The organism is Aquimarina macrocephali JAMB N27, from assembly GCF_000520995.1.
GTDB classification, from domain to species: Bacteria; Bacteroidota; Bacteroidia; order Flavobacteriales; family Flavobacteriaceae; genus Aquimarina; species Aquimarina macrocephali.
Genome location: NZ_JACA01000005.1, coordinates 134237 through 159711, shown reverse-complemented (window position 1 = coordinate 159711; position 25475 = coordinate 134237). Strand labels below are relative to the sequence as shown.

The window sequence follows — 25475 nt, the reverse complement described above, 5'->3', positions numbered from 1 at the left end:
ATTTTATATCTATCTAATTATCTACTCCCTGTTATTAAGCGATATACTTTTGGGGTAAATTTTTGTATTAATCGACCCATACCAAAACATATGATCGTTGTAATCAGTGGGGTTATAAAAAAGAGCGCTATTAAAGCCAAATCATTTTCTCCTATTAGTTTTACATAGATTTTTGTGAAGTAGGTAATAGCTAATCCATGAGTGGCAAAAATAAAAAATCGGAATTCATAAATTGATTTGTTTGTAAAATTATACTTGCGATCCAAAAGATCGTATAAACACCAAATTGTTATAAAACCAACAACCATAGTTATTCTTTTAAAAACAATGGTTAACCAAAATGATTCTGCATACCATTCTCTAATATTAAAGTTAAGAACAAGACAAATTATCCAACTTAATAAAATAAGAACATATACTGGGGTTTTAAAACGCGAAATTAATTTAAATCCATGTATAGCGGCATATGCACCACAAGAGAACACAAAAAGGCCATAAAACTGGAATAAATTTATATTATTTATAGATAATATTGAAGGCGGGTCTATAAAGATGAGCCCTCCTAGAATAAGTAAAAAAAACACTCTTAAATATTTAATCCCCAAATAAACAAGAGGCGTTAAAAACACATAAAAGATTAATTCTCTTATAAACCAAAAAGGATAATTAAGAGGCTCTACCAATGCTAACCATATCTGTTTTGATATGGGCATATCATGAATTCGTTCTTTAAAAAATTGACTTACCTCTGGAATGTATTGAATAGCATATATCACAAAAAACCAAAACACGCACCAGATTACATATGGTAATACAAGGGTTTTACATCGTTTTTTTAGCTTTGCAATAAACGTTTTTACTTTTAAATCATGATTATAGAAAAATAGAAAACCCGAAATAAAGAAAAATATTCCTATAAAAGCCCTGGTCATTTCTATAGCAAACAAATATTCTATATAATAGATCCAATCTTTATTTCTTTCAATCCCTAAACCTGTTACATTATACGAATGGCAGATTACCACCATAAAGATTAGGTAAAATGTCAAAATATTTAATTTATTACTCAGGCTTTTTTCCATTTCCTTTTTAATTGAAACCTTTTTCTATTTCTTAATAATTATATCCAAATATGGATAACAAAAACCTTTATCCAATTTTTTATGCAATGATTTCAAAAATCGTATATATCGTAATCCCTTAAACCCTAATTTAAAAAATGAAGTTTTTTCAAATTTCATCAAACTACTTACTACTTTAAGATTGTCAAGCGGAGCAATTGCTACCTCCAGTTCGTGATAACTTGCTCCTCTTCCCCATCGTAAAAATTTCATCATATTTTCATCACTTAACTCACGATACGAATCCTTAAAATTTGCTCTATCCGAAAATTTTGAATAATAAAAGGCAAGGTCATCTGGTATCCAATCATAAAAAGGCATCGCAGCAGTATGAGAATCGTAGTACCACAATCTATTTGGAGTTTCAATAATAACGAGATAACCATCTTTTTTTAACATTTTCCATGCTTGTTCAAGTGATTTTAATCGTTCTTGAACAGTCATATGTTCCAATACGGCATAGTAGATCACATAATCAAAATTTTTATCTCCAAAACGATCTCCAATCTCATCTCCATTAACCAAATGTACATCAGGCTCAAAACCTGCTATTTTCAATCTATCCTTTGCTACTTCCAGCGCACCACCATCAACATCTACACCAGTAACTACAGCCCCTTGTTCCATCATTGCCAAGGTTGAAATACCTGTACCACAACCTATTTCAAGAACACTAGCTCCTTTCAAATCCTTAACTTTATTAAGCCATGGTGCTATTCTGTTTCTATTATAATCAAGGCGGTCAAAAACTTGTCCGCTAATTGCTTTGTTATATTCTTCTGCAGACAATCTATTTTTAGTATTTCCACGATCTAGATAGTTTTTCTCTAGAGAAGCAGTTAACGCTTTTACTTGTTCTTCAGAAAACACCAAATGATTTTTTTTCATTTTGCTCGGAGCTTTATAAAACCCTTCTTTAACAAACTTCTTAATTATTCTTTTCATACTGATCAGATATACTTTTTAAAACTATAATTTTTTTGCTACTTTATCTTTTAAAGCGTTTGCTAATTCATGATGTTTTTCTAGATTCTTTACCATAGTACCCTTGGTCACTTTTCCATTCAATCCAAAATTATCGGTAAACGTTCCTGTTTCACTATTAACATCAATTCTATTGAATAATTCAAGAATTCCATCAAAGCGACAAGAATCCACAAAACTATCAAAACCGTTCACAAAAATTACAGGTGTACCTAATGCCAAACATGGTAAGGCGCAATGAATTCTGGATGTTATTACCAATTTTGCTTTTGCATAATCATTTAACAATTTTTCTGCCATTGCAAACTTCTCCTCATCAGTATATAAATTAGATGGTGGTTCTTGATTTATAAAATGTGCAGATTCTAATAATTCTTTACTTATAAAGTTCTTTAGGTGCTTGTTCTTCTTACCTAACTTAAAAGCGGTTCCGTTAAGAATATTCTTTACAGTATGTTTTGCATTATAAAACACTTTTTCGGATCTAGGGTAATTATATAATGGATCTACAATATAAATATCGTCTCCCCGCTCAGAATCATCTACTTTATAAGAATCTAGTGTCAAGGTTAAACATCCAGTAAAAAAAGCATCTATTCCATTTTCTTGCAGTGTCTTTGCTGTAAACTTATCTCTACAACCTATAGGCTGATGTTTTTTCAAATAGGCAATTCCTTTCTCACTTAACATTGCAGGAGCTGCTGTATTATTCATATGAAAAGACACAAAAACGGGATCAATCTTGTCTGTTGGAACCCAATTATGGATATTGTGCGTAAACCATCCATTCATGATCAATTTTACTGGATCTCCCTCATATTCTCCCAGTTTTTCTCTATTTATAAAAGCATCTACCTGAGGTAAATACTGCTTTGCGGCAAGGCTTTGAATATTGTCACCAACATTAAAAAACCTATTATTCTCTGCATATGTTAATAATCCGTATTTCATACTTTTTATTATTTTATCTTTTTATAAAGATTAACAAGCCAAGGGAATTTATTTCTTATAATAAACCTTGCTTTTTGTTGTTTTTTTACTTTTTCTGAGTGTTTATTAATCATTTGACTAAGATTCAAATTAATAAACGTATTTATTTTTTTACTTTCCTGTTCTTTATCTTCTAAAACGAAAAAATCGTCTACTGCTGTTGCTTTCTCCTGAAGGCATTTCCATTCATGTTTTAAGCCTTCAGTCATTGAATTATTTTCATTAAAATTATTCAATACCAATTCGTATAAATTTGAAGGTGTCATAAATCCAAAATCATTTGGATTAGCTCCAGAAAGAATCAATCCCAAAATTGTTCGCTGGCATTTTGCACAAACATTACAGTTATATCCATCCCTTTTTTCAGAATAACATACTCTTAAATTAATGGATGTATTATTTTCTTTACAATAGGCAACAATATTTTCTATCTTATCTGTACGACGTAAATGATATCCATCATGAACCACCGCACTATTGGCCCATTTCATTTTTTCATCTATTTCTGGGCTCGAGCCCCATCCAAAACTAATCTCTTCGGTATTAGAAGATCCTATAAATATTTTGCTAATTCCTTTGTGATATCCAAGCGGAGCTATTGCTCCAATAAGCGCCATCCCGTGTTGAATTTTTCCCCACCAACCTATATCCACCAACAATTCTAATTGATAGGTATAAAAATCTCTCAAATTGGATTCTATATAAAAAAGGTTTTCATTTTTAACAATTTGTTCTTCTTCATTAAATCGAACAAAATCATTCCAACGTATTGTATCGTCAATAGCTACGTCTGCTCCATGAATAGAAACCAAAATAGGGTCCAAATCATAATTGCGAGTATATGATTCAAAAGAATCCAACCCTCCACTAAACAACAGACCGTTTTTATCACCATCAATAGTATTATTAACAACCTTCTTAACTTGCAAACTTCCTTTCAATTCTTTATCCGGGTGGTGTTTATCAAATTCTTGTTTTAACGCTTCCAAAGATTCCAAGAAAACCTTATCCACTTCTTCTATTTTAACATCGAATCCAACAAACCATGCAATAGGCATAATGTTAGATAAAAATGGAATTACAGCAATACTATAAGGTATATTACTAACATCAACCTGATATTTTGAATATAAAAATTCGTCATTTGTAAAATATTTTTGAACATTGTTTGAAACGACGTATTCATAATTAATCTTGGTTCCTTTATCAGAGTATACTACACGGTTAAGTTCTAGTGTTTCCATAATACGTTATTTTCGTTTCAATACTGAAACTATGGGTTTGACAAACAATCGTTTCTCGTATTCATGAATACCGAATGTATACATTAAAATTCCGAATATAATTGTATAGGAGGTGCCTTTATAAATAAAATTGAGCCACCCTTCTCCTGGTATGTAATTGATACAATACCCTATTGCGATAACAACGGTTAAGACCAGAATTGTTTTGTGGCCTAACTCTTTAAAAAATCTAAAAATGTTTAATTTAATTACTTTGTGATAATAAAAATTCATGACATTTTGCACTACTAACCAACCAATCATAGTACCTGCTATCATACCTATCGCAGCATATTCTCTTGCTAATAAGGCTCCTGCAGCTGTACCAACAATCATAAAACATACATATAACACTGCCTTAAAAGAAAGTTTATTTTTTGCTTCTAAGATGGAGTTCCCAAAATGTTGAACCAGTGGTAAGGTATAAGCGACCATAATCATTAATGCGATTGTCCATGATTGATAGCTTCCTTCTTTTCCTAATGTTTTACCTACCCAAAGGTGAACAAATTGGTTTCCATATAATATAAAAGCTATTAAAATATACATCAAAACAATAAAGGATAATCGACCAATTTTGATCATCATATCTGTTAATTGTTCTCCAGAAGCATTGTTTACAGACATTTGAGTTGCTCTTGGTAAAAATACTCCAGAAATAGCTGTAGAAAACCCTCCATAATAAGTTCCCAGTGTAATTCCGATACCATAAATCGCTAAAATTTCTGGTGGGTAGATACTTCCTAAAACCCAATGTCCAGCTTTCCATTGAAACAAGTTTACCAATGAAAAAATAAAGATCCAAAACGAATATTTTAAAATTTGCTTAATAAAGTTTTTATTAAATGAATGCAACTTAAATCGAACTTTAAGCTTTTTAAAAGTATAAAACGCTGTAACCCCAACCACACCTAAACCAAAAATAGTATCAACAATCACCAGCGCAATAGATCGGCCACCTAATAAAAGTATCCCGACCACTGTAATTGACCTTAAAACATATCGTGTGATGTTAAGCATTTTTGGAAACACAAAAGCCTCATAACCTGAACAAATACCTGTAAAAGAACCTCCTGGGAGGCGAATAGCTAGGTTAAAAACCAAGATAAGGAACATGATCTTGGCAATCCTAAGTTCTTCTGGATTCATTTGGGAGAAATAAGAGTCTATTTGTGTATAAAACACAAGACCTATTAAAACTACTAATATTGATATGATAGAATAAATAATCATTGTAGTAGCAAGAAAGTTTTCTTCTCCTTTTTTATCTTTCTCTGCTCTATATTTGGCGACAAAACGAACTATTGTATTGTTAAGACCAAAATCCAGAATAGAAATTGTACCAACCATTGCACCTATGGTTATAAAAATGCCATATTCATCTTTCCCGAGGTGTTTTAAGATAAAAGGAGTCATTACCAGTCCTACCACATTAATTAGAATAATTGTGATATAATTTAATATCGCTCCTTTTTTTAACTGGCTCAAAATAATTGGTATTAAGTTGTTATTTTATTATGCTACTGTTTGGATTCCCCAATTATAATCTTCCGTGTACGTTTTCTTTCAATATTCCCTTAACATCATATAGAACACCGTTTGGTGAAAGCATAGATTTTAAATCTATATCTAAAAATTCTTTATGTGCAACTGTTAATACCACTGCATCGTATTTTTCTTTTGGTAAATCAATTGTAGTTTCCAGGTTATATTCATGCATGACTTCGGCGGGGTTTGCCCATGGATCATATACAGTGACTTTGGTTCCAAAGTCGCCTAACTGTCTAATAACATCAACTGCTCGTGTATTACGTACATCGGGGCAATTTTCTTTAAATGTCACACCGAGCACTAATACTTTTGCTCCTTTTATATGAATATCGTGTTTCACCATAAGCTTAATTACTTCTGATGATACATATTGTCCCATACTATCATTTAATCTACGTCCAGCCAAGATTATTTCTGGATGATATCCAAATTCTTGCGCACGTTGAGCCAGGTAATATGGATCAACACCAATACAATGGCCACCTACAAGTCCTGGTTTAAAAGGAAGAAAATTCCATTTGGTTCCAGCTGCTTCCAGCACATCATTGGTATCTATATCCATTAAGTTAAAGATTTTAGCCAACTCATTAACAAAAGCGATATTAATATCTCTTTGCGAGTTTTCGATAACTTTTGCTGCTTCTGCCACTTTTATTGTTGGAGCAAGGTGAGTTCCTGCTGTAATAATCGAAGCGTATAAATCATCAACTTTTTTCCCAATTTCAGGGGTAGATCCTGCTGTAACTTTCAGGATTTTTTCAACTGTATGTTTTTTATCTCCTGGATTGATTCGCTCTGGTGAGTATCCTGCAAAAAAGTCTTCATTAAATTTCAGTCCACTTATTTCTTCCAGTACAGGAACACATTCTTCTTCGGTAACTCCTGGATATACTGTAGATTCATAAATAACAATATCTCCTTTTTTTAATACCTTACCAACAGCTTCACTAGACTTATACAAAGGTGTTAAATCTGGTCTGTTATTTTTATCTACAGGAGTAGGCACCGTGATCACATAATAATTACAACCTTTTATATCTTCTATATCAGAAGAACAATAGAGTCCGTTTTCATCTAAATCGTTATTATCCTTCAATACTGATTTTAATAACTCATCTTCTACTTCTAAAGTAGAATCGGTTCCTGAACGTAATTCTTTGATTCTTTTTTCATTGATATCAAAACCTATTACAGGATATTTGGTTGCAAATAATCTGGCTAAAGGTAATCCTACATATCCCAATCCAATGATGGCAATCTTAATATTTTGCATAGTTATTCTTTATTTACTAGAAATTTAGAGTCTATTTTAGATGCTTCCAGTACCACTTTACTGCTTCTTCTAATCCCGATTTAATATCAAATTTTGGAGCGTACCCCAAAAGTGTTTTTGCTTTATCAACAGACGCTAAAGAATGCGGTATATCACCCTTACGTTCTGGTCCATACACAATATCTACATCTGCAATAGCAGCATCATATGTAGATAAGTATTCTTTTAATAAAACCGTTAATTCGTTTAGTGTTGTTCTCTCTCCGTAAGCTGTATTATAGACGTTATTTATTGCTTCTTGATTATCAGAAACAATCGCCAATAAGTTCATTTGGATTACATTATCAATATAAGTGAAATCTCTTGAGAATAAGCCATCTCCATTAATTACCGGGGATTCATATTTCATAAACTGCATTACAAATTTTGGAATAACAGCAGCATATGCTCCATTAGGATCTTGCTTGCGACCAAATACATTAAAGTATCGTAACCCAACTGTATCTAAATCATATGTCCTTTTAAAATTATCAGCATACAATTCGTTAACGTATTTGGTTATAGCGTATGGTGATAATGGTTTACCTATATTTTCTTCTACTTTTGGTAAAGCTTCAGAATCGCCGTATGTCGAAGAGCTTGCGGCGTAGATAAAACGTTTTACTCCTGCATCTCTAGAGGCTACCAGCATATTAAGAAATCCTCCAACATTAACGTCATTAGTAGTAATAGGATCATTGATTGACCGTGGCACCGAGCCTAATGCAGCTTGATGTAATACAAAATCAACCGAATTACATGCTTTATGGCAATCATCAAGATTTCTAATATCTGCTTCAATAAAAGTAAAGTTAGAATTCTTTAGAAGTGGATCGATATTTTTTTGGTGTCCCGTTGCAAAATTGTCCAATCCGATCACAGTACTTCCAATTTCTAAAAGTGTTTCGCAAAGATTAGACCCTATAAACCCTGCTGCACCAGTCACTAGTATTTTTGAAGAACGAAGATGTTCTAGTTGTTTCGCATTCATGAATTATATTTTAACCCCCTGTTTTTTAGTCCAAAAGACTATGCTTTTGCTTAGTCAGCGCGAAATTAAGATTTACTTATAGAACATACAACATATGTTAAAGGGGATTTTACCCCTATTTAAAATTTATAATATTTTGTTAACCTTAAAAACCTCTAATTAGCACAATAATTATCAATAACTCACTGAATATCAGTATTTTAAAAACAAAACACATTGTAAAATTTTAGCAACTAAAATTTTACAATGTGTTAAAAAAAAATAAATGTAAGATTATGTACAGTATCTATTGATTAATACAACTTGTATTAAAACTAGAATTCTAATAGCAATAACAATTCTTCTTCAAATCTGTTTTTACCTAAATATTGGGTTTCTAGGTTAGTATCAAATGGAATTGGAGTTTGTAAACTTGCTACTCGTTTTACCGGTGCATCAAGAAATGTGAAGCAATTTTCCATAATTAATGCCGAAATATCCGAAGCTATACCTCCAAAAAGGGAATCTTCTTGCAAAATAATAACTTTGCCGGTTTTTTTCACTGATTGATATATAGCATCTGTATCCAAAGGTTGCAGTGTTCTTAAGTCAATAAGATCCGCATTGATCTGTGTATGTTTTTCTAACACATCCAATGCCCAATGCACACCCGCGCCATAACTTATGATAGTAATATCTTTTCCTTCTTTTAACATAGAAGCTTTACCCAATGGCAAATTATAATACCCTTCAGGAACTTCTTGACGAATACTTCTATACAGTGCTTTATGTTCAAAAAACAACACTGGATTAGGATCTTCTATTGCAGTAGTCAACAAGCCTTTTGCATCATACGGAAACGCTGGATATACAACTTTAAGTCCTGGTGTTTTGGTAAACCATGCTTCATTAGTCTGGCTATGAAACGGGCCTGCCGCGACACCTGCACCACATGGCATTCTAATTACAACATCTGCAGATTGGCTCCATCGATAATTTGATTTTGCCAACAGATTAACAATTGGATTAAATCCTGAAGACACAAAATCAGCAAATTGCATTTCGACAACAGCCTTATAATTATTAATAGACAGACCATATCCAGCTGAGACAATTCCTGATTCACAAATTGGAGTATTGCGTACTCGTTCTTTTCCAAATGCTTCTAAAAAACCATCTGTTATTTTAAAAACTCCACCGTATTCTGCTATATCCTGCCCCATGATCACAAGCTTATCATATCGGTGCATACTTTCTTTTAAACCATCAGAGATTGCATCAATCAACCTTAGTTCTTTTGTATTGGTATCAGGTTTTATTTCCTGATAATCAAATGATGTGTACACATCATTTAACTCTTTATCCAAATTAACATCAATCGCTTCTTCTGTATTTGCACGCTCCCAATTGGTTTCTATTTCAGTTTTTATAGTGGATTTTTTTTCAAGATCATCTTCTACAGAAATTAGTCCCTGATCAATCAGGTAGTTCTTATAGTTTTCTATAGGATCTTTAACACTCCAACGCTCCATTAATTCCTTAGGCACATATTTGGTTCCACTTGCTTCTTCATGCCCTCGCATTCTGAAAGTTTTAAATTCTAATAAAACCGGTCGTGGATTATTCCTTATACTATTAGCTAAATTACTAACCTTATCATATACTTCTAATATGTTATTTCCATCAATAATATGAGATTCCATACCATATCCCAAACCACGATCCGCCAGATGTTTACAATTATATTGCTCGCTGGTTGGAGTAGATAATCCATAACCATTATTTTCTATACAGAACAATACAGGTAAGTTCCATACCGAAGCAACATTAAGTGCTTCATGAAAATCTCCTTCGCTGGTTCCTCCTTCTCCTGTAAATACTGCAGTAACTTTATTGTTCTTTTTTAAGAGATTTCCCATAGCAATACCACACGCTATTCCCATCTGTGGGCCCAAGTGAGAAATCATACCAACAATATTATAATCCTGTGTTCCGAAGTGAAAAGAACGATCTCGTCCTTTGGTAAACCCATTTGCTTTTCCTTGCCATTGACTAAACAATCGGTATAGAGGAATTTCTCGCGTTGTAAACACTCCTAAATTGCGATGCATTGGCAATATATATTCTTCGCTTTCTAAAGCAGCTGTTACACCTATAGATATTGCTTCCTGCCCTATACCACTAAACCATTTAGATATTTTTCCTTGTCTTAACAACACAAGCATTTTCTCTTCAATAAGCCTTGGTTTAAGCATTTTGAGATATAATGAGATCAGCTGATCATCTTTGTATTTTTTTCGGTCAAAATGTAGTTCTATTTTTTCCTTTGAAATGTGCTTCATAGCAGAAAATTTGTGAAGTAAAAATACTTATTTTTACTTCACAACTCGCATCGCAATTATAATATTATTAAGTAGTTGTTAATTTACCCTAAACAATTCTACGAATTAGTTAAATTTACCATGAATTAAGGTTTATACGTTCTTAATTAACAAATTTGACCGATATTTTACAACAATAAATAAATTTGAAGTGCTATTAGGAGTTTTTGGTCAAATACACCTATTTTAGTGCTACTAATACACAAAGAATAGACTAATGAATAATATACCAAGCGTAGATTTGGCTGATTTTTTATCAAAAGACCCTTCGCGAAAACAAAAATTTGTCAACGAAATAGGAAAAGCCTATGAAGAAATAGGTTTTGTCGCATTGAAAAATCATTTTTTAAGTGACAAACTTGTAGAAAACTTATATCAGGAAATTAAAGATTTTTTTGCGTTACCAACAGATACTAAAGAAAAATATGAAATTGAAGGATTAGGTGGACAAAGAGGGTATACCTCTTTTGGGAAGGAACATGCCAAAGGTAAAAAAGAAGGAGATCTTAAAGAGTTTTGGCATTTTGGACAAGAACCAGATACAGATGCTAAATTAATTGAAGAATATCCTGATAATGTTATTGTCAATGAGTTGAAAGACTTTAATGCTACAGGAATGGAAGCTTATAAAATGCTAGAAAAGACAGGGATATATGTACTTAGAGCATTAGCTATATACATAGGTCTTGATGAGCATTATTTTGATCATTGGGCAAGCAATGGTAATAGTATCTTGCGCCCTATCCACTATCCTCCTATTAAAGAAGAACCTAAAGGAGCTGTGAGAGCTGGTGCACATGGAGATATCAATCTGATTACGTTATTAATGGGAGCTTCTACAGGAGGACTACAAGTACAACATAGAGACGGACAATGGATTGATGCTCTTCCAAAAGAGGACGAACTAGTTATTAATGTTGGAGATATGCTAGAACGACACACCAATAATAAACTTCGATCTACAATACATCGAGTAGTAAATCCTCCTAAAGATCAATGGGGAAAACCAAGATATTCTATTCCTTTCTTTATGCACCCTAGAAGTGATATGAAGTTAAATTGCCTAGAAGAGTGTGTTACCAAGGATAATCCAAAACACTATGAGGATATTACGGCTGGAGAATTCTTGCATCAAAGACTTGTAGAAATTGGATTAATAAAAAAATAGATTTCTTTATGGATTTACAAGATCAATTAAAAAATTTATTTCCTGATCACCAACCAGAAGAGGAAGAAAATGTGCAAGATCACCAAGATCAAATATGGATGCAGGATGATCCTATACTTTGTAAATATGAAAAACGAAAAGGAAAACCCATCACTATATTAGAGGGGTACACTGGTGCAGATGAAGATTTTAAAAAACTTGCTAAAGAATTAAAAACTCGCTTAAGTGTTGGTGGAAGTTTTAAAAATGATGCTATAATTATACAAGGTGATTATAGAAATCAAATTATGGAAATTCTTAAAGAAAAAGGATTTAAAGTAAAACGTGTTGGAGGATAATAATCAATAGATATTTTGGGGAAAAACATATTACATATTACGAATGGGGATAGTCTAACCCAAAGAATGAAAGAGTTAGATCTTGTTACCGGAGAATTTATGACCTGGCGCGAAATGCTTTGCGAAGGGCCTACAGAAATTGAAGTAGAAGCAGAAGATTCTATTAAAAAGCGAGAAGCTTTTCTAAAAAAATACTACAGAATCGATTCTTCTGATTATGAAGAAAAATTTGTTTCACAACTCAAGAAAATAGATAATCTTACTAACTATATCGAAATCATATTATGGTTCGAATATGATTTATTCTGTCATATTAATATGATTGCAGCTATTAGTTTATTACTTCGTAAAGGTATTAAAGACATCCCCGTTTATTTGGTTTGTAGTGGTAGAATTGAGCATGAGAAAAAACTATTTGGACTTTGTGAATTATCTGACAATCAATTAAAAGAACATTATAAAAACAAAGTTTTATTAACAACAGATGATCTTGAATTTGCTTCTCATATCTGGACCTTATACTGCGAATCAAAGCCTCAAAAAATTGCAGGGCAAATTAAGAGAGATTCTTCTTTTGAGTATATGTCTATATGCTTAAGAGCACATTTACAACGTTTTCCTAATATGCTAACGGGACTTAATATTTTAGAACATAATATTCTGGAAATGGTAAATAATTACCACATCAAAAATATTAAACAACTTATGGGATATGCTCTGGAGTATCAAGGATATTATGGATATGGCGACATGCAAATGAAACGTGTTCTTGCTAGACTTTTTCAGTTTTTGGATCAAACAAAAGATAGACTTTTACTGTCCGAGAGAGGAAAACTAGCATTACAACACAAAAAAAACTTTTATAATACACAAATATTAGATTGGTATTATGGAGGTGTCAAAAAATACGATTACTTGTATAATAATGAAACACACACACTGTTAAAACTATAATATGGCTATAGCCGAATCAGAACTTATTCTTAATGAAGATGGTAGTATTTACCACCTAAATCTTAAACCAGAACATCTCTCCCAGAATATAATAACTGTTGGGGATCCTGATCGTGTTGAACAGATAACACAATATTTCGATACTATCGAATATAAAATTCGTAAACGAGAGTTTCATACACAAACAGGGACTTATAAAGGACATAGAATCACTGTAATTTCTACAGGTATTGGTACCGATAATATAGATATTGTATTTAATGAACTAGACGCCTTAGTAAATATTGATCTTATTACTCGTGAAAACAAAACAGAACACACTACGTTACAAATTGTTCGTATAGGAACTTCTGGATCAATACAACCAGATATTCCTATTGATAGTTTTGTGGTTTCAGAAATTGCGACTGGTTTTGATAGCCTTTTACATTTCTATAAAAGTGATCATGTGCAATTACCCGAAATCTCAATAGCTCTGGCAAAACATTTAAACCTAAATCAAAATAAATCAATGCCCTATACAGTAACCTATGATAAAAGCCTGGGAGAACATATGCTAAGTAGTACTGTAGCAAAAGGTCATACATTGACCAATGTTGGTTTTTATGGTCCACAAGGAAGAATTTTAAGATTATCACTACAAGATAATGAGCTCAATACAAAAATAGCTTCTTTTACTTATGAGAATAAAAAAATAACAAATTTAGAAATGGAAACTGCCGGTATGTACGGAATGGCAAAACTATTAGGACACAAAGCTGTATCTATGAATGCAATTGTGGCTAATCGTGCTACTGGAGAGTTTAGTCAAAATCCAAAAGAAACTGTAGATAAACTTATTAAATATACTTTAGATAAAATAGCAAGTTATCGTCTATGAATAGTTTGTTTGTAAAATAAAAAAGAATGAGTAGTAGGTCCTCATTCTTTTTTTATTATTTGGTTAATAATTAGATACTTCTAAAATGTATTAGCCAAATAATATTTTAAGACTAATTAATAAATTAGTAAGCAACAATACTGCAATAAAGACTACGATGCCATTCTCAAGAGAATTATTTTTTAACTTCGCAACCTTTACATATGTATTTTTATTTTTTAAAAAATTCTTTTTCATAGCAATATTGTTTTTATTTGGGGTTAAAACTTTTTAAATATAAATTTCTTTAAAATAGTAATAGTTCAAATATATAAAAACCATTTGTTTTTATCGTTAAAAAACATAAATAATCGATGAAATACACATTTATTAATTTCAGATAGCATGCATACTATAAAAATAGGTGGTGTTCCTGAGCACTTCAATCTACCCTGGCATTTAACTATTGAAGACGGAAGCTATCTAAAAAACAATATACAATTAGAATGGACAGAATATCCTGGTGGTACAGGAGCCATGTGTGAAGCTCTAAGAAACAAAGATATCGATATGGCAATAATCCTTACCGAGGGTATTGTAAAAGATATTATAGCTGGTAATCCTAGTAAAATTGTACAAACATATATCCAAACACCTCTTATATGGGGAATTCATGTAAGTGTTCATTCTAAATACACCCATCTTTCTGAACTTCAGAATACAAAAGCTGCTATTAGCAGGTATGGATCAGGTTCGCATTTAATGGCATATGTAAATGCTCAAAACCAAAAGTGGGATACCTCCCATCTACAATTTGAAGTTGTAAAAAATCTGGATGGAGCAGTTGAAGCATTAACTAATGGAAAAGCTGATTATTTTATGTGGGAACATTTTACTACAAAACCATTGGTTGATAATGGGACTTTTAGGCGAGTTATAGATTGCCCTACTCCCTGGCCTTGTTTTGTGATAGCCGTTAGGGAAGAGGTACTTAATACCAAAAAAGAAGAAATAAAGGCAATTCTGGATACTATAAATACTACCACTACAGATTTTAAGCATATCCCAAGTATAGACAGAACTCTGTCTTATAGATATGATCAGCAATTAGAAGATATACAGAAATGGTTACAACATACAGAATGGAGCCAATCTCTTATCGAAAAGAAAACACTTGTTGAGGTTCAGGATTACTTATTCAATTTACAAATCATTAACAAAAAAATAGCTCCCGAAAAATTAATTTATGACATCTAAGGTCTACATATATTCATATCTAAATAAAAAAAGTAAAAATAAAGGGTAGGGATATCTTAAAATAAAACGTTACTACATAAAGGATATTTTAAAAATTAAGATTAAAAATATAATATACAAAATGCAAAGAATAAACCCTTAGCAAATAATTAATTCTTAAATATCTATAAAGCAAGCATCTATACAAATAAAAAAAATTGTACATTTGCCGGGCCTACCCCCAATGAAATGAACTAATTATTAGCGCATACGCAACCTTATAAGGTTAATTGCATCTAATAATTAACTAACAAATCAATTATGGTAACTTTTTTAATAATACTCGCAAGTCTTATTATCTTCAATTTTATTCTGCTTAAATTAAGTACGCAATCTGTTGATACAGATAAAAAGAAATCAAGAACACAAAAAGTTCAGATTAACTCGGTATCTAACCAGTCTTCAGATGATAAGTCGAAATCTTCTGAAATACCTAACGCGGCATAAGTATATTTACCAACTTATTTCAGTTTGATTGGTTTCAAGCAAATATGAATTGGTCTTACTAAAATGCTTATTTCCAAACCAGTATCCTCTATTAGCACTTAATGGAGAAGGATGCCCACTAGTTAAAACATGGTGTTTTGATCTGTCTATCTTAGTTCCTTTTTTCTTAGCATAACCACCCCATAACAAGAAAACAACATTCTTTTTTTTATCAGATATAGTTTGAATAACAGCATCGGTAAATTGCTCCCAACCTTTATTTTGATGAGATCCAGCCTGATGTGCTCTAACGGTTAAGGTAGCATTCAATAATAAAACTCCCTGTTTTGCCCAACGTTCTAAATTTCCATTTGACGGATATGGTAGTTCTAAATCTGCTTCAATCTCTTTAAAAATATTAATCAGTGAAGGAGGCATACTAATACCATCATTAACAGAGAAGCACAAACCGTTCGCCTGCCCTACTCCATGATAAGGATCCTGACCAATCACAACCACTTTAACATTATCAAAACTACAATGATCAAAAGCAGAAAATATCTCACTTCCATTTGGGTAACATGTGTTATTTTTATATTCTGTTTTCACAAAACCCGCTAATGAACCAAAATATGGCTTGTCAAATTCTTCCTCAAGTTGCTGATTCCAAGAGGGTTCAATATTTACATTCATATAGATGTCAAAAAATTATAGCAATTGTGTACTTTTGCCCTGTTCTAAAACTGATCGAATATAACCCAAAAATAGGGTAAAAAAAAGTATGATTCGTATTTCTAAAAAAACACTAGACGACCTAGAATTTGATACTGTGCAGAAACATGTTGCAGAACAGTGTAGTACAGATTTTGGTAAATTGAAAGCATTACAAATTGTTCCTTTCGATACTGAAGAGCAACTTCATATTGCCCTACAAGAAGTATTCGAATATAAATCTTCATTATTAAATGATACTCGTATACCCAATCATGGATTCGATAGTATTAATAAAGAAATTCAATTATTAAATATTGAAAATACATTTTTAGAAGCTTTAAATTTAAAACGATTGGTTTCTATTAGTACTACTGCTAATGATTTGCTATATTTTTTCAGGAAAAATGCAGAGCTATACCCCACGCTCTATCAAACATCTTCGAGAGTGGTATTTACTAAAGAAATTATTAATCTAATCGAAATCGTGATTGATAAGTTCGGAGAGGTTAAAGACAATGCTTCTCCTGTATTACAACGTCTTCGAAAAGATATTCATAGTGTGCAAGGGAAACTAAATGGAAGCTTTGGAAAAGACTTATCTCGATATAATAGCCTGGGATATCTAGATGAAATTAAAGAAAGTGTAGTAGATAATCGAAGAGTTCTAGCGGTAACTGCCATGTATCGGCGTAAAGTAAAAGGTGCCATCATGGGGAATTCTAAAACCGGAAGTATTGTTTATATAGAACCCGAGGCCACTTTACAATATAGTCGTGAACTTAGTAATCTTCAATATGAAGAACGAGAAGAAATCGTAAAAATACTGAAAGAACTAACTAATAAATTACGACCATTTACTGAGCTATTAGAGCACTATCAAGAATACTTAAGTGATATAGATGTTGTTTCTGCTAAATCAAAATATGCAGGCCAACTTAACGCAGTATTACCAAAAATCACTACAGATAGAGAGCTAACACTTAAAGATGCATATCACCCATTACTATATCATACCAATAGAATAAAAGGAGAGAAAACCTTCCCTCAAACCATAACATTAAATGAGAATAATCAAATCATTGTTATTTCTGGCCCCAATGCCGGAGGGAAAAGTATTACTTTAAAAACTATAGGTCTACTACAAATAATGTTACAAAGCGGGATGCTCATTCCTGTACACGAATACAGTAGAATGTGTTTATTTGACGTTATTCTTACTGATATTGGGGACAATCAATCTATAGAAAATCATCTAAGTACATACAGTTATCGTTTGAAGAACATGAATTATTTCTTACGAAAATGTAATAACAAAACGCTATTTCTAATTGATGAGTTTGGAACAGGTAGTGATCCAGAACTTGGTGGAGCACTAGCCGAAGCTTTCCTGGAGGTTTTCTATGAAAGAGGATCTTTCGGGATTATTACAACACATTATGCCAATTTAAAAATGCTGGCTAATGAGTTACCGGATATGAGTAATGCAAATATGTTATTCGATTCAAAAACATTAGAACCTCTATTTAAATTACACTTAGGTGAAGCAGGAAGCTCTTTTACTTTTGAAGTAGCTCAAAAAAATGGAATCCCTTATAGTCTTATCAATAAAGCAAAGAAAAAGGTAGAACGAGGGAAGATTCGTTTTGATAAAAGTATTGCCAATCTTCAAAAAGAGAGATCCAAATTACAAAAAACTACGGCTGGACTCAAAACCAAAGAACAAAAAGCAGAGGAAGAAAAAGATCGCCTAGAGAAGACCAACCAGCGTATTCAACGTAAGTTGGAAAGCTATCAGGAGTTATATGATGGTAATCAAAGAATGATCTATCTGGGGCAAAAAATCGATGATCTTAGTGAAAAATACTTTAACAATAAGAAAAAAAGAGAGTTAATCAATGAATTTATAAAAATCGTTGAAGTAGAAAACTCTAAACGAAAAAAACAGAGTGTAAAGCAACGAAAAGTAGAAAAAGCCAAAGAGGAAAAAGTCGTAAAAGAAGTTATCGAAAAAGTACAGGTTATTCGTAAAAAGAAAAAGGAGGAGAAAAAGAAAGAAGAAAAAATCGAAGCAGCAAAACCAAAAGTGACTTTAAAAATTGGTGATCGAGTACGAATGATTGATGGAAGATCTATAGGCACTATAGATACTTTAGAAAAAGGAAAAGCTATTGTTAATTATGGAATTTTTACTACTAATGTAAGCATTGATCAATTAGAATTTGTAGAAAGAAAAAAATAAGCTCTGAATGGAAATCTATCTTTACTTAAGTACTTATATTATCTTAATTATTGGTTTATCGATATATATATCCAGATCATCATCAAGTGAAGATTTCCTTATCGGAGGGAGAAATAAAAGTGCTTATGCCATTTTATTCTCTAAATTCGCAGGTGCAATTGGAGTGAGTACTCTAATTACATATACGGGTTATGCATATAAATTTGGCTGGGGGCTTTTTGCCATGTCTATAGGATCAGTAGTTGGTTATTTTTTATTTGCATTTTGGGCTGCGCCTAAAATAAAAAGATTATCCACACAAGGTAAATTCTATACACAAGGAGACCTACCCGCTTTTGTTACGAGTAACAAAAACACTGGTATCATTACCAACGTTATAACCATAGTAGTTCAGTTTTTCTGGATATTACTATCCCTGGCAGGTGGTGCAAAGATCATTGCATTTTTCGAAATTCTGCCTTATGAAACCGCATTACTAATTACAGCAATGGTAGTTATGGTGTATGTATTATTTTCTGGTTTTAAAGCTGTAATCGTTACCGATGTTTTTCAGGCAGTAATTATAATCGTATTTCTCTGTATATTAATTTACGGAATGTTTGATGTTAAGGATTTTGGTACTATTCTTAGCAGTTCTACAGGTCAAAATGTAACTATAGGTAGCATTATAGGTTTAGTTCTTTACGGAGGGTTATCTGTTTTTGGGTTAGCAGATCGATATCAGCTTTGTTATGCCGCTAAAGATGAAAAATCCTTAAAGAGAGGATTGAGTCTTGCCATTATTCCTGTCTTAGGTATCGTTTTCCTATTGCTTTTAATCGGACTATATACCTATATTCAAAATCCCAATATAGATCCCGATACTGTATTCGTTTATGCCATGCAAAACTTTATAACACAATCATGGCTACCACTTTTACTTGTACTTTTTTTTGCTGGTTTAATGAGTACTGCAGATACTTCTATTTTTGCAGTGGCTTCTCATATTGTATCTAATACTAAAAAAGAACAAAAAGTAAAATCTTTACGATATGCTACTATTATGACTGTTATTGTTGCTTTTATAGTTGCCTTATTTTGGAGAAGTATTGTAGATATTACCATTGTAGGGGCTGCATTGCGAATGACACTTTCAGTAGCGATGATCTATGCTATCCAGCAAAAAAGAAATAGCGGGCGATTTATCGCAAGTGCATTAGGAGGTATTTTAGGGTTAATAACCGGTATACTAGCCTTTGGTCCTACTCCTACCATTGCCATTACCGTACTTTTAGGATCATTACTAGGGTTAGTTTATAGATCCAAAAGTCAAAAAGAAATATAACTTTATAAAGTTATGTGTCCGAAAGATAATTGATACAGGACTTCCTGTTAAAGTATCCTTAAACCACAATTCTGAGAATTTTATCTTTTTATATTTGGAGAAATTCAACTAAAAATTGCACCAAGAAATTATGCGAAAATTATTTTTTATAGCCTGTATTGGTATACTATTCCCATATATTATACAAGGACAACAACCTAATAAACCCAATGCAGCAGAAATTCATCAAGCTATAAAAAAACTTAATTTTTTAGGATCTGTATTATATGTTGCAGCACATCCTGATGATGAAAATACACGACTTATATCTTATATGTCTAATCAGGTAAAAGCAAGAACAGCTTATTTATCTCTTACCCGAGGAGATGGTGGGCAAAATTTAATAGGCCCAGAGATTAGAGAATTATTAGGGGTAATTAGAACTCAAGAGTTATTAGCGGCTCGTAGAACAGATGGAGGAGAACAATTATTTACACGTGCTAATGATTTTGGATATTCTAAGCATCCCGACGAAACCCTTTCTATCTGGGATAAAAAAGAAGTATTAAGCGATGTAGTTTGGGCAATACGAAAATTTAGACCAGATGTAATTATTAACCGTTTTAATCACAGAACTCCTGGTAGTACTCATGGCCATCATACTTCTTCGGCTATGCTAAGTGTAGAAGCTTTTGATTTAACGGGAGATAAAACTGTTTATCCCGATCAGCTTAATTATACAGAAACCTGGCAACCAAAAAGATTATTCTTCAATACTTCATGGTGGTTTTATGGTAGTCGAGAAAATTTCGAAAAAGCAGATAAAAGTAAATTATTAGAGTTTGACACAGGAATATATTATCCTTCTCTAGGACTTTCTAATAGCGAAATAGCTTCGTTAAGTCGTAGCCAACACAAATCTCAAGGATTTGGTAGTACTGGTAGTCGTGGACAACAAAGCGAATACATAGAACTCATCAAAGGGGAATTGCCAAAAGATAAAACGAATATTTTTGAAGGAATTGACACTTCATGGAATCGTGTTAAAGGAGGAAAAGCTATTGGTGATATTTTATATCAGGTAGAAAAAGATTTTGACTTTAAAAATCCCTCTGCTATTATTCCACAATTGGTAAAAGCATATCAACTAATTCAACAATTAGAAAATAACCATTGGAAAGCAATTAAGACCAAAGAGATCCAGGAAATTATTGCTGCTGCTTCGGGCTTGTATTTAGAAGCTGTTGCAACAGAAGCAAATACTACTAAAGGGAGTGAAATTACGCTAAAAGTAGAAGCAATTAATAGAAGTGCAAATACTATGACTTTGCAATCTATCAAAATTGCTGCTGTTAATATTAATGATATTTCTGAAAAAGTATTAAAAAATAATATCCGAAATAACTTCGAATTTAAAGGTAATATTCCAACTAATTTTGATTTCACTAATCCCTATTGGCTTACCAACAAAGGTACATTGGGAATGTATAATGTTAGTGACCAAAAACTAATAGGAAAACCAGAAACAGATCATAAAATCAAAGCTTTGTTCACAGTAACGATCAATGGAGTATCAATTCCTTTTTCTAAAGATGTTGTATACAAAACAAATGATCCTGTTAAAGGAGAAGTATATAAACCATTTGAGGTCATCCCTACTATTTCTACAAGTATCAAGGATAAAGTAATTATCTACGCTAATGGTGCATCAAAACAAATTCCTGTTACTATAAAAGCCGGAAAAGCGAACTTAAATGGAAAAGTTACTCTTGCACATCCAGAAGGTTGGCAGGTGACTCCAGCAGCAATTAATTTTAATCTCTCTCAAAAAGGAGAAGAAAAAACAATCACTTTTACTCTTACATCACCCCAGACTCAAAGTGAAGGTTACATTTCACCCAAGATAGAAATTAACGGGACCTTATACTCTAAAGAGGTCGTTACTATTGATTACGACCATATCCCATATCAAACTGTAGTATTACCATCTGAGACTAAAGTTGTGCGCTTGGATATTAAAAAGAAAGGGCAAAATATAGGGTACATAGAAGGAGCAGGAGATGTAGTGCCAGAAAGCTTACAACAAATAGGTTACCAAGTAACTACAATTGATCCAGAATCTATTTCTACAGAAAGTTTACAATCTTTTGATGCTATTGTAGTAGGAATCAGAGCATATAATACTGTAGAGCAGTTAAAATTTAAACAACAGTATTTATTAGAGTATGTAAAAAATGGAGGAAACCTTATCATTCAATATAATACCAGTCATAGATTAAAAGTAACTGATAACTTAGGTCCTTATCCTCTTAAGCTATCTAGAGATCGGGTAACCGATGAAAATGCAAAAATCACCTTTTTAGCACCAGAACATCAGGTATTAAATTCACCCAATAAAATCACTGCCAATGATTTTAAAGGATGGGTACAGGAAAGAGGATTATATTTCCCAAAAGAATGGTCAAAAGAGTATACCCCTATTTTAGCGGCTAATGATAAAGGAGAGTCTGAAAAAAAGGGGCCTTTACTAATAGCTAAATATGGTGAAGGACATTATATATATACCGGACTTAGCTTTTTTAGAGAGTTTCCGGCGGGAGTATCAGGTGCATATCGTCTTTTTGCCAATATGCTATCATTAGGAAAATAAATACCCAGAATATACTACAAAATATAATCTAACAATTTTTAATATGGAAGAGAAAAACGAAAAAAGAGAGTGGAAAAAATTATATAGTGCAGTATTAATCGCTAATGCAGTTTATATACTACTATTCTATTTTATCACTAATTCTTATTCATAATTCTTTTAAAAAGAACAACCTCAATCATCAATCAATAAACTAATTTAATCAATCAACTTATGCAAACCATAGATTGGATCGTACTACTAGGAACCTTACTATTTATAGTACTATATGGTGCCTGGAAAACCAAAGGCAGTAAAAATGTTAAAGATTATATACGAGGAGGCAATGATGCACATTGGTGGACTATTGGCCTATCGGTAATGGCAACACAAGCAAGTGCTATTACTTTTCTTTCTGCACCGGGACAAGCTTTTCATGACGGAATGGGATTTGTACAATTTTATTTTGGGGTACCTATTGCCATGGTTGTCATTTGTATGGTTTTTATACCAATGTATCATAAGCTAAATGTCTACACAGCATATGAATATCTCGAAAGCCGATTCGATCTCAAAACCAGAAGCTTAACAGCTATCCTATTTTTGGTTCAAAGAGGGTTAGCTGCAGGTATAACTATTTTTGCACCAGCTATAATATTATCATCTGTACTAGGTTGGGATTTAGTAACCTTAAATATCATCATAGGTATACTTGTGATCATATATACTGTTTCTGGAGGAACAAAAGCTGTTAATATTACCCAGAAGCAACAGATGGGTATTATTTTTATCGGTATGCTGGTAGCCTTTTTTATTATAATAAGCTACCTTCCAGAAGGCATTACATTTTCTAAAGCATTGGATATCGCAGGGGCTAGTGGAAAGATGGAAGTTCTTGATTTTTCATTTGATTTTGATAACCGTTATACATTTTGGAGTGGAATTATCGGAGGAACATTTCTGGCCCTCTCCTACTTTGGTACAGATCAAAGTCAGGTACAACGGTATTTAACTGGTAAATCTATAAAAGAAAGTCAGCTAGGGCTTTTGTTTAATGGATTGCTCAAAGTACCCATGCAGTTTTTTATTCTCTTAGTTGGAGTTATGGTATTTGTTTTTTACCAATTTAATGCCTCTCCTTTAAATTTCAATCCAAAAGGAAAAGAAGCTATACTTAATACAGAATATGCAGAACAATATACAGAACTAGAAAACAAACTTGCCGAAATTCATAGCTCAAAAGATGCTGTAATTAAAGGCTATCTGGCAGAACAAAAATCAGATAATAAAAATTTAATTCAGGAGCTAAACAAAAATGAAAAAGAAATCCGTGAAGCTGCTAAAGCATTAATCAAAAAGGCAGATATAACAGTAGAGACAAATGATAAAGACTATGTATTTATCCATTTTATTTTAAACAATCTGCCAAGGGGGCTTATCGGTCTGCTTCTTGCTGTTATCCTATCTGCTGCCATGTCTTCTACAGCTTCAGAATTAAATGCCTTAGCTTCTACTACCGCTATTGATTTATACAAACGAAATGTGGCTGAAGAAAAAAGTGATCAACATTATGTATCCGCTTCCAAATTTTTTACTCTTGGTTGGGGTATTTTAGCTATCATAGTGGCATGCTTTGCTAATTTATTCGATAATCTTATTCAATTGGTAAATATTATTGGTTCAATATTTTACGGAAATGTGCTAGGGATATTCTTATTAGCTTTCTTTATCAAATTTGTGCATAGTAATGCCACCTTTGTTGCAGCACTTATCACCCAGGTAATTGTGATTATTGGTTGGTATTATGACTGGATGCCTTACTTATGGCTCAACCTATTCGGGTGTGCATTAGTAATGACAATAGCAATTATCATACAACCATTTTTGGGGTCAAAACCTAAAATTACAGCCTAATGCATCTTAAAAGAAGTATAAAATGGGGAATTATTGGTTGTGGTAAAATAGCACATAAGTTTGCTAATGATCTAAAAGCAGTTCCTAATGCAATACTATACGCCGTTGCAAGTAGAGATCTAAAAAAAGCTCAGGATTTTGGGAAGAAATACCAAACCTCTACCTGTTATGAAAACTATGAAGCGTTAAGCATAGATCCCAATATTGATGTCATATATATTGCAACCCCTCATGTTTTTCATTATGAAAACACTTTGATGTGTCTAGCTAATAAAAAAGCGGTTTTATGTGAAAAACCGTTTGCTATGAATACTGCTCAAGTTGAAGAAATGATTACGGCGGCAAAAAAGAATAACGTATTTTTAATGGAAGCACTTTGGACGTATTTTCTTCCGCATTATACATATGTTTTAGATGTTGTTACATCCAATGAGCTTGGAAAAGTAAAAATGCTAAAAGCTGATTTTGGCTTCACCACTTCTTTCGATCCCGAAGGAAGGGTATTCAATAAAAAACTTGGAGGAGGAAGTCTGCTCGATGTAGGAATATACCCATTATTTGCTGCATTAAGTATTTTAGGGTACCCAGAAGAAATTAATGCTCAGGCTACCATAGGAAAAACAGGAGTTGATGAAGATTGTAGTATTCAGCTTCAATATAAAAATGGAGCTACAGCCTCACTATTTAGTGCTGTTACCAAAGAAACCGATACAACCGCTACTCTAGAATTCGAAAAAGGAACCATCATCATCAATAGTCGTTTTCACGAACCTTCTTCTATAACCATCCTAAAAGAAGGAAAATCAGAACGTATAGAATTTAAGGTTACTACAAATGGTTATAATTATGAAGCCATTCATGTACAGGAAATGTTGCTTCAAAACCATAAAGAAAGTACAGTCATGAGTTTCGAAAAAAGTCTTCAATTAATCAACCTCTTAGATACGGTTAGAGAAAAAATCAAATTACATTATGACTAGTTGTAGTTAAGATTTTATTTTGAATTCAACAAGGATTGACATACAGGGGTTTTGTTCACTTGC

General features: G+C 32.5%; 20 protein-coding genes. 11 read left to right on the top strand and 9 right to left on the bottom strand.

The features are described from left to right. Positions 1–17: 17 nt before the first annotated feature. The 8 genes from Z054_RS0105860 to Z054_RS0105825 all read right to left on the bottom strand — a co-directional run bounded on the left by Z054_RS0105860 (position 18) and on the right by Z054_RS0105825 (position 10553). The gene (locus tag Z054_RS0105860; protein ID WP_024769149.1) at positions 18–1028 is read right to left on the bottom strand and encodes an acyltransferase family protein; all 1011 of its coding nucleotides are present in this window, start codon (positions 1026–1028) and stop codon (positions 18–20) included. Between the two features lie 78 nt (positions 1029–1106). Continuing rightward, a complete protein-coding gene (locus Z054_RS29920) occupies positions 1107–2066 on the bottom strand; it encodes a class I SAM-dependent methyltransferase (RefSeq protein ID WP_024769148.1) in 960 nt (319 codons plus the stop codon). A 24-nt stretch (positions 2067–2090) separates the two neighbouring features. Then, positions 2091–3056: a polysaccharide pyruvyl transferase family protein gene (locus tag Z054_RS0105850; protein ID WP_024769147.1), complete on the bottom strand. Its 966-nt coding sequence runs from the start codon at positions 3054–3056 to the stop codon at positions 2091–2093. Between the two features lie 8 nt (positions 3057–3064). Further along, positions 3065–4339, bottom strand: a complete 1275-nt coding sequence (locus tag Z054_RS0105845) for a hypothetical protein (protein ID WP_024769146.1) — start codon at positions 4337–4339, stop codon at positions 3065–3067. A gap of 6 nt (positions 4340–4345) precedes the next feature. After that, positions 4346–5866, bottom strand: a complete 1521-nt coding sequence (locus Z054_RS0105840) for a lipopolysaccharide biosynthesis protein (RefSeq protein WP_024769145.1) — start codon at positions 5864–5866, stop codon at positions 4346–4348. Between the two features lie 52 nt (positions 5867–5918). Beyond that, complete coding sequence (locus Z054_RS0105835; RefSeq protein WP_024769144.1) at positions 5919–7202, bottom strand: nucleotide sugar dehydrogenase; 1284 nt, start codon at positions 7200–7202, stop codon at positions 5919–5921. Between the two features lie 31 nt (positions 7203–7233). After that, on the bottom strand, positions 7234–8232 hold the full coding sequence (locus tag Z054_RS0105830; RefSeq protein ID WP_024769143.1) for an SDR family oxidoreductase: 999 nt from the start codon (positions 8230–8232) through the stop codon (positions 7234–7236). Positions 8233–8546: 314 nt separating this feature from the next. Continuing rightward, positions 8547–10553: an alpha-ketoacid dehydrogenase subunit alpha/beta gene (locus tag Z054_RS0105825; protein ID WP_024769142.1), complete on the bottom strand. Its 2007-nt coding sequence runs from the start codon at positions 10551–10553 to the stop codon at positions 8547–8549. A 256-nt stretch (positions 10554–10809) separates the two neighbouring features. On the opposite strand from Z054_RS0105825, the gene Z054_RS0105820 reads away from it, so the two are divergent. The 6 genes from Z054_RS0105820 (at position 10810) to Z054_RS0105790 (ending at position 15654) form a co-directional block, all read left to right on the top strand. Next, complete coding sequence (locus Z054_RS0105820; RefSeq protein WP_024769141.1) at positions 10810–11760, top strand: isopenicillin N synthase family dioxygenase; 951 nt, start codon at positions 10810–10812, stop codon at positions 11758–11760. 8 nt (positions 11761–11768) lie between these two features. Beyond that, entirely contained in the window at positions 11769–12098 is a 330-nt protein-coding gene (locus Z054_RS0105815) for a translation initiation factor (protein ID WP_024769140.1), read from the top strand. 15 nt (positions 12099–12113) lie between these two features. Continuing rightward, positions 12114–13052: a DUF1835 domain-containing protein gene (locus Z054_RS0105810; protein ID WP_024769139.1), complete on the top strand. Its 939-nt coding sequence runs from the start codon at positions 12114–12116 to the stop codon at positions 13050–13052. A 1-nt stretch (position 13053) separates the two neighbouring features. Then, on the top strand, positions 13054–13932 hold the full coding sequence (locus tag Z054_RS0105805) for a nucleoside phosphorylase (RefSeq protein ID WP_024769138.1): 879 nt from the start codon (positions 13054–13056) through the stop codon (positions 13930–13932). A gap of 384 nt (positions 13933–14316) precedes the next feature. Continuing rightward, entirely contained in the window at positions 14317–15168 is an 852-nt protein-coding gene (locus Z054_RS0105795) for a substrate-binding domain-containing protein (protein ID WP_024769137.1), read from the top strand. Positions 15169–15468: 300 nt separating this feature from the next. Then, positions 15469–15654: a hypothetical protein gene (locus Z054_RS0105790; protein WP_024769136.1), complete on the top strand. Its 186-nt coding sequence runs from the start codon at positions 15469–15471 to the stop codon at positions 15652–15654. Positions 15655–15660: 6 nt separating this feature from the next. Here Z054_RS0105790 and Z054_RS0105785 read toward each other — a convergent pair whose 3' ends face one another. Further along, complete coding sequence (locus tag Z054_RS0105785) at positions 15661–16326, bottom strand: uracil-DNA glycosylase (protein WP_024769135.1); 666 nt, start codon at positions 16324–16326, stop codon at positions 15661–15663. A gap of 88 nt (positions 16327–16414) precedes the next feature. Between Z054_RS0105785 and Z054_RS0105780 the strand changes: the two genes are divergently transcribed. The 5 genes from Z054_RS0105780 to Z054_RS0105760 all read left to right on the top strand — a co-directional run bounded on the left by Z054_RS0105780 (position 16415) and on the right by Z054_RS0105760 (position 25412). Beyond that, positions 16415–18586, top strand: a complete 2172-nt coding sequence (locus Z054_RS0105780) for an endonuclease MutS2 (RefSeq protein ID WP_024769134.1) — start codon at positions 16415–16417, stop codon at positions 18584–18586. A 7-nt stretch (positions 18587–18593) separates the two neighbouring features. Continuing rightward, positions 18594–19910, top strand: a complete 1317-nt coding sequence (locus Z054_RS0105775; RefSeq protein WP_024769133.1) for a sodium:solute symporter family protein — start codon at positions 18594–18596, stop codon at positions 19908–19910. 130 nt (positions 19911–20040) lie between these two features. Next, on the top strand, positions 20041–22539 hold the full coding sequence (locus tag Z054_RS0105770; RefSeq protein ID WP_024769132.1) for a PIG-L family deacetylase: 2499 nt from the start codon (positions 20041–20043) through the stop codon (positions 22537–22539). Positions 22540–22752: 213 nt separating this feature from the next. Then, positions 22753–24432 carry a sodium:solute symporter gene (locus Z054_RS0105765; protein WP_024769131.1) on the top strand — a complete coding sequence of 560 codons (1680 nt, stop codon included), beginning with the start codon at positions 22753–22755 and terminating at the stop codon, positions 24430–24432. Then, positions 24432–25412 carry a Gfo/Idh/MocA family protein gene (locus tag Z054_RS0105760; RefSeq protein WP_024769130.1) on the top strand — a complete coding sequence of 327 codons (981 nt, stop codon included), beginning with the start codon at positions 24432–24434 and terminating at the stop codon, positions 25410–25412. Before Z054_RS0105765 ends, Z054_RS0105760 begins: the two co-directional genes overlap by 1 nt. Positions 25413–25475 lie beyond the last annotated feature (63 nt).

Excerpts from the sequence above, each read along its gene's own strand:
- Z054_RS0105860 (WP_024769149.1), bottom strand. The coding sequence starts at position 1,028 with ATGGTGGTAATCTGCCATTCGTATAATGTAACAGGTTTAGGGATTGAA.
- Z054_RS29920 (WP_024769148.1), bottom strand. The coding sequence starts at position 2,066 with ATGAAAAGAATAATTAAGAAGTTTGTTAAAGAAGGGTTTTATAAAGCT.
- Z054_RS0105850 (WP_024769147.1), bottom strand. The coding sequence starts at position 3,056 with ATGAAATACGGATTATTAACATATGCAGAGAATAATAGGTTTTTTAAT.
- Z054_RS0105845 (WP_024769146.1), bottom strand. The coding sequence starts at position 4,339 with ATGGAAACACTAGAACTTAACCGTGTAGTATACTCTGATAAAGGAACC.
- Z054_RS0105835 (WP_024769144.1), bottom strand. The coding sequence starts at position 7,202 with ATGCAAAATATTAAGATTGCCATCATTGGATTGGGATATGTAGGATTA.
- Z054_RS0105830 (WP_024769143.1), bottom strand. The coding sequence starts at position 8,232 with ATGAATGCGAAACAACTAGAACATCTTCGTTCTTCAAAAATACTAGTG.
- Z054_RS0105825 (WP_024769142.1), bottom strand. The coding sequence starts at position 10,553 with ATGAAGCACATTTCAAAGGAAAAAATAGAACTACATTTTGACCGAAAA.
- Z054_RS0105820 (WP_024769141.1), top strand. The coding sequence starts at position 10,810 with ATGAATAATATACCAAGCGTAGATTTGGCTGATTTTTTATCAAAAGAC.
- Z054_RS0105815 (WP_024769140.1), top strand. The coding sequence starts at position 11,769 with ATGGATTTACAAGATCAATTAAAAAATTTATTTCCTGATCACCAACCA.
- Z054_RS0105805 (WP_024769138.1), top strand. The coding sequence starts at position 13,054 with ATGGCTATAGCCGAATCAGAACTTATTCTTAATGAAGATGGTAGTATT.
- Z054_RS0105795 (WP_024769137.1), top strand. The coding sequence starts at position 14,317 with ATGCATACTATAAAAATAGGTGGTGTTCCTGAGCACTTCAATCTACCC.
- Z054_RS0105790 (WP_024769136.1), top strand. The coding sequence starts at position 15,469 with ATGGTAACTTTTTTAATAATACTCGCAAGTCTTATTATCTTCAATTTT.
- Z054_RS0105785 (WP_024769135.1), bottom strand. The coding sequence starts at position 16,326 with ATGAATGTAAATATTGAACCCTCTTGGAATCAGCAACTTGAGGAAGAA.
- Z054_RS0105780 (WP_024769134.1), top strand. The coding sequence starts at position 16,415 with ATGATTCGTATTTCTAAAAAAACACTAGACGACCTAGAATTTGATACT.
- Z054_RS0105775 (WP_024769133.1), top strand. The coding sequence starts at position 18,594 with ATGGAAATCTATCTTTACTTAAGTACTTATATTATCTTAATTATTGGT.
- Z054_RS0105770 (WP_024769132.1), top strand. The coding sequence starts at position 20,041 with ATGCGAAAATTATTTTTTATAGCCTGTATTGGTATACTATTCCCATAT.
- Z054_RS0105765 (WP_024769131.1), top strand. The coding sequence starts at position 22,753 with ATGCAAACCATAGATTGGATCGTACTACTAGGAACCTTACTATTTATA.
- Z054_RS0105760 (WP_024769130.1), top strand. The coding sequence starts at position 24,432 with ATGCATCTTAAAAGAAGTATAAAATGGGGAATTATTGGTTGTGGTAAA.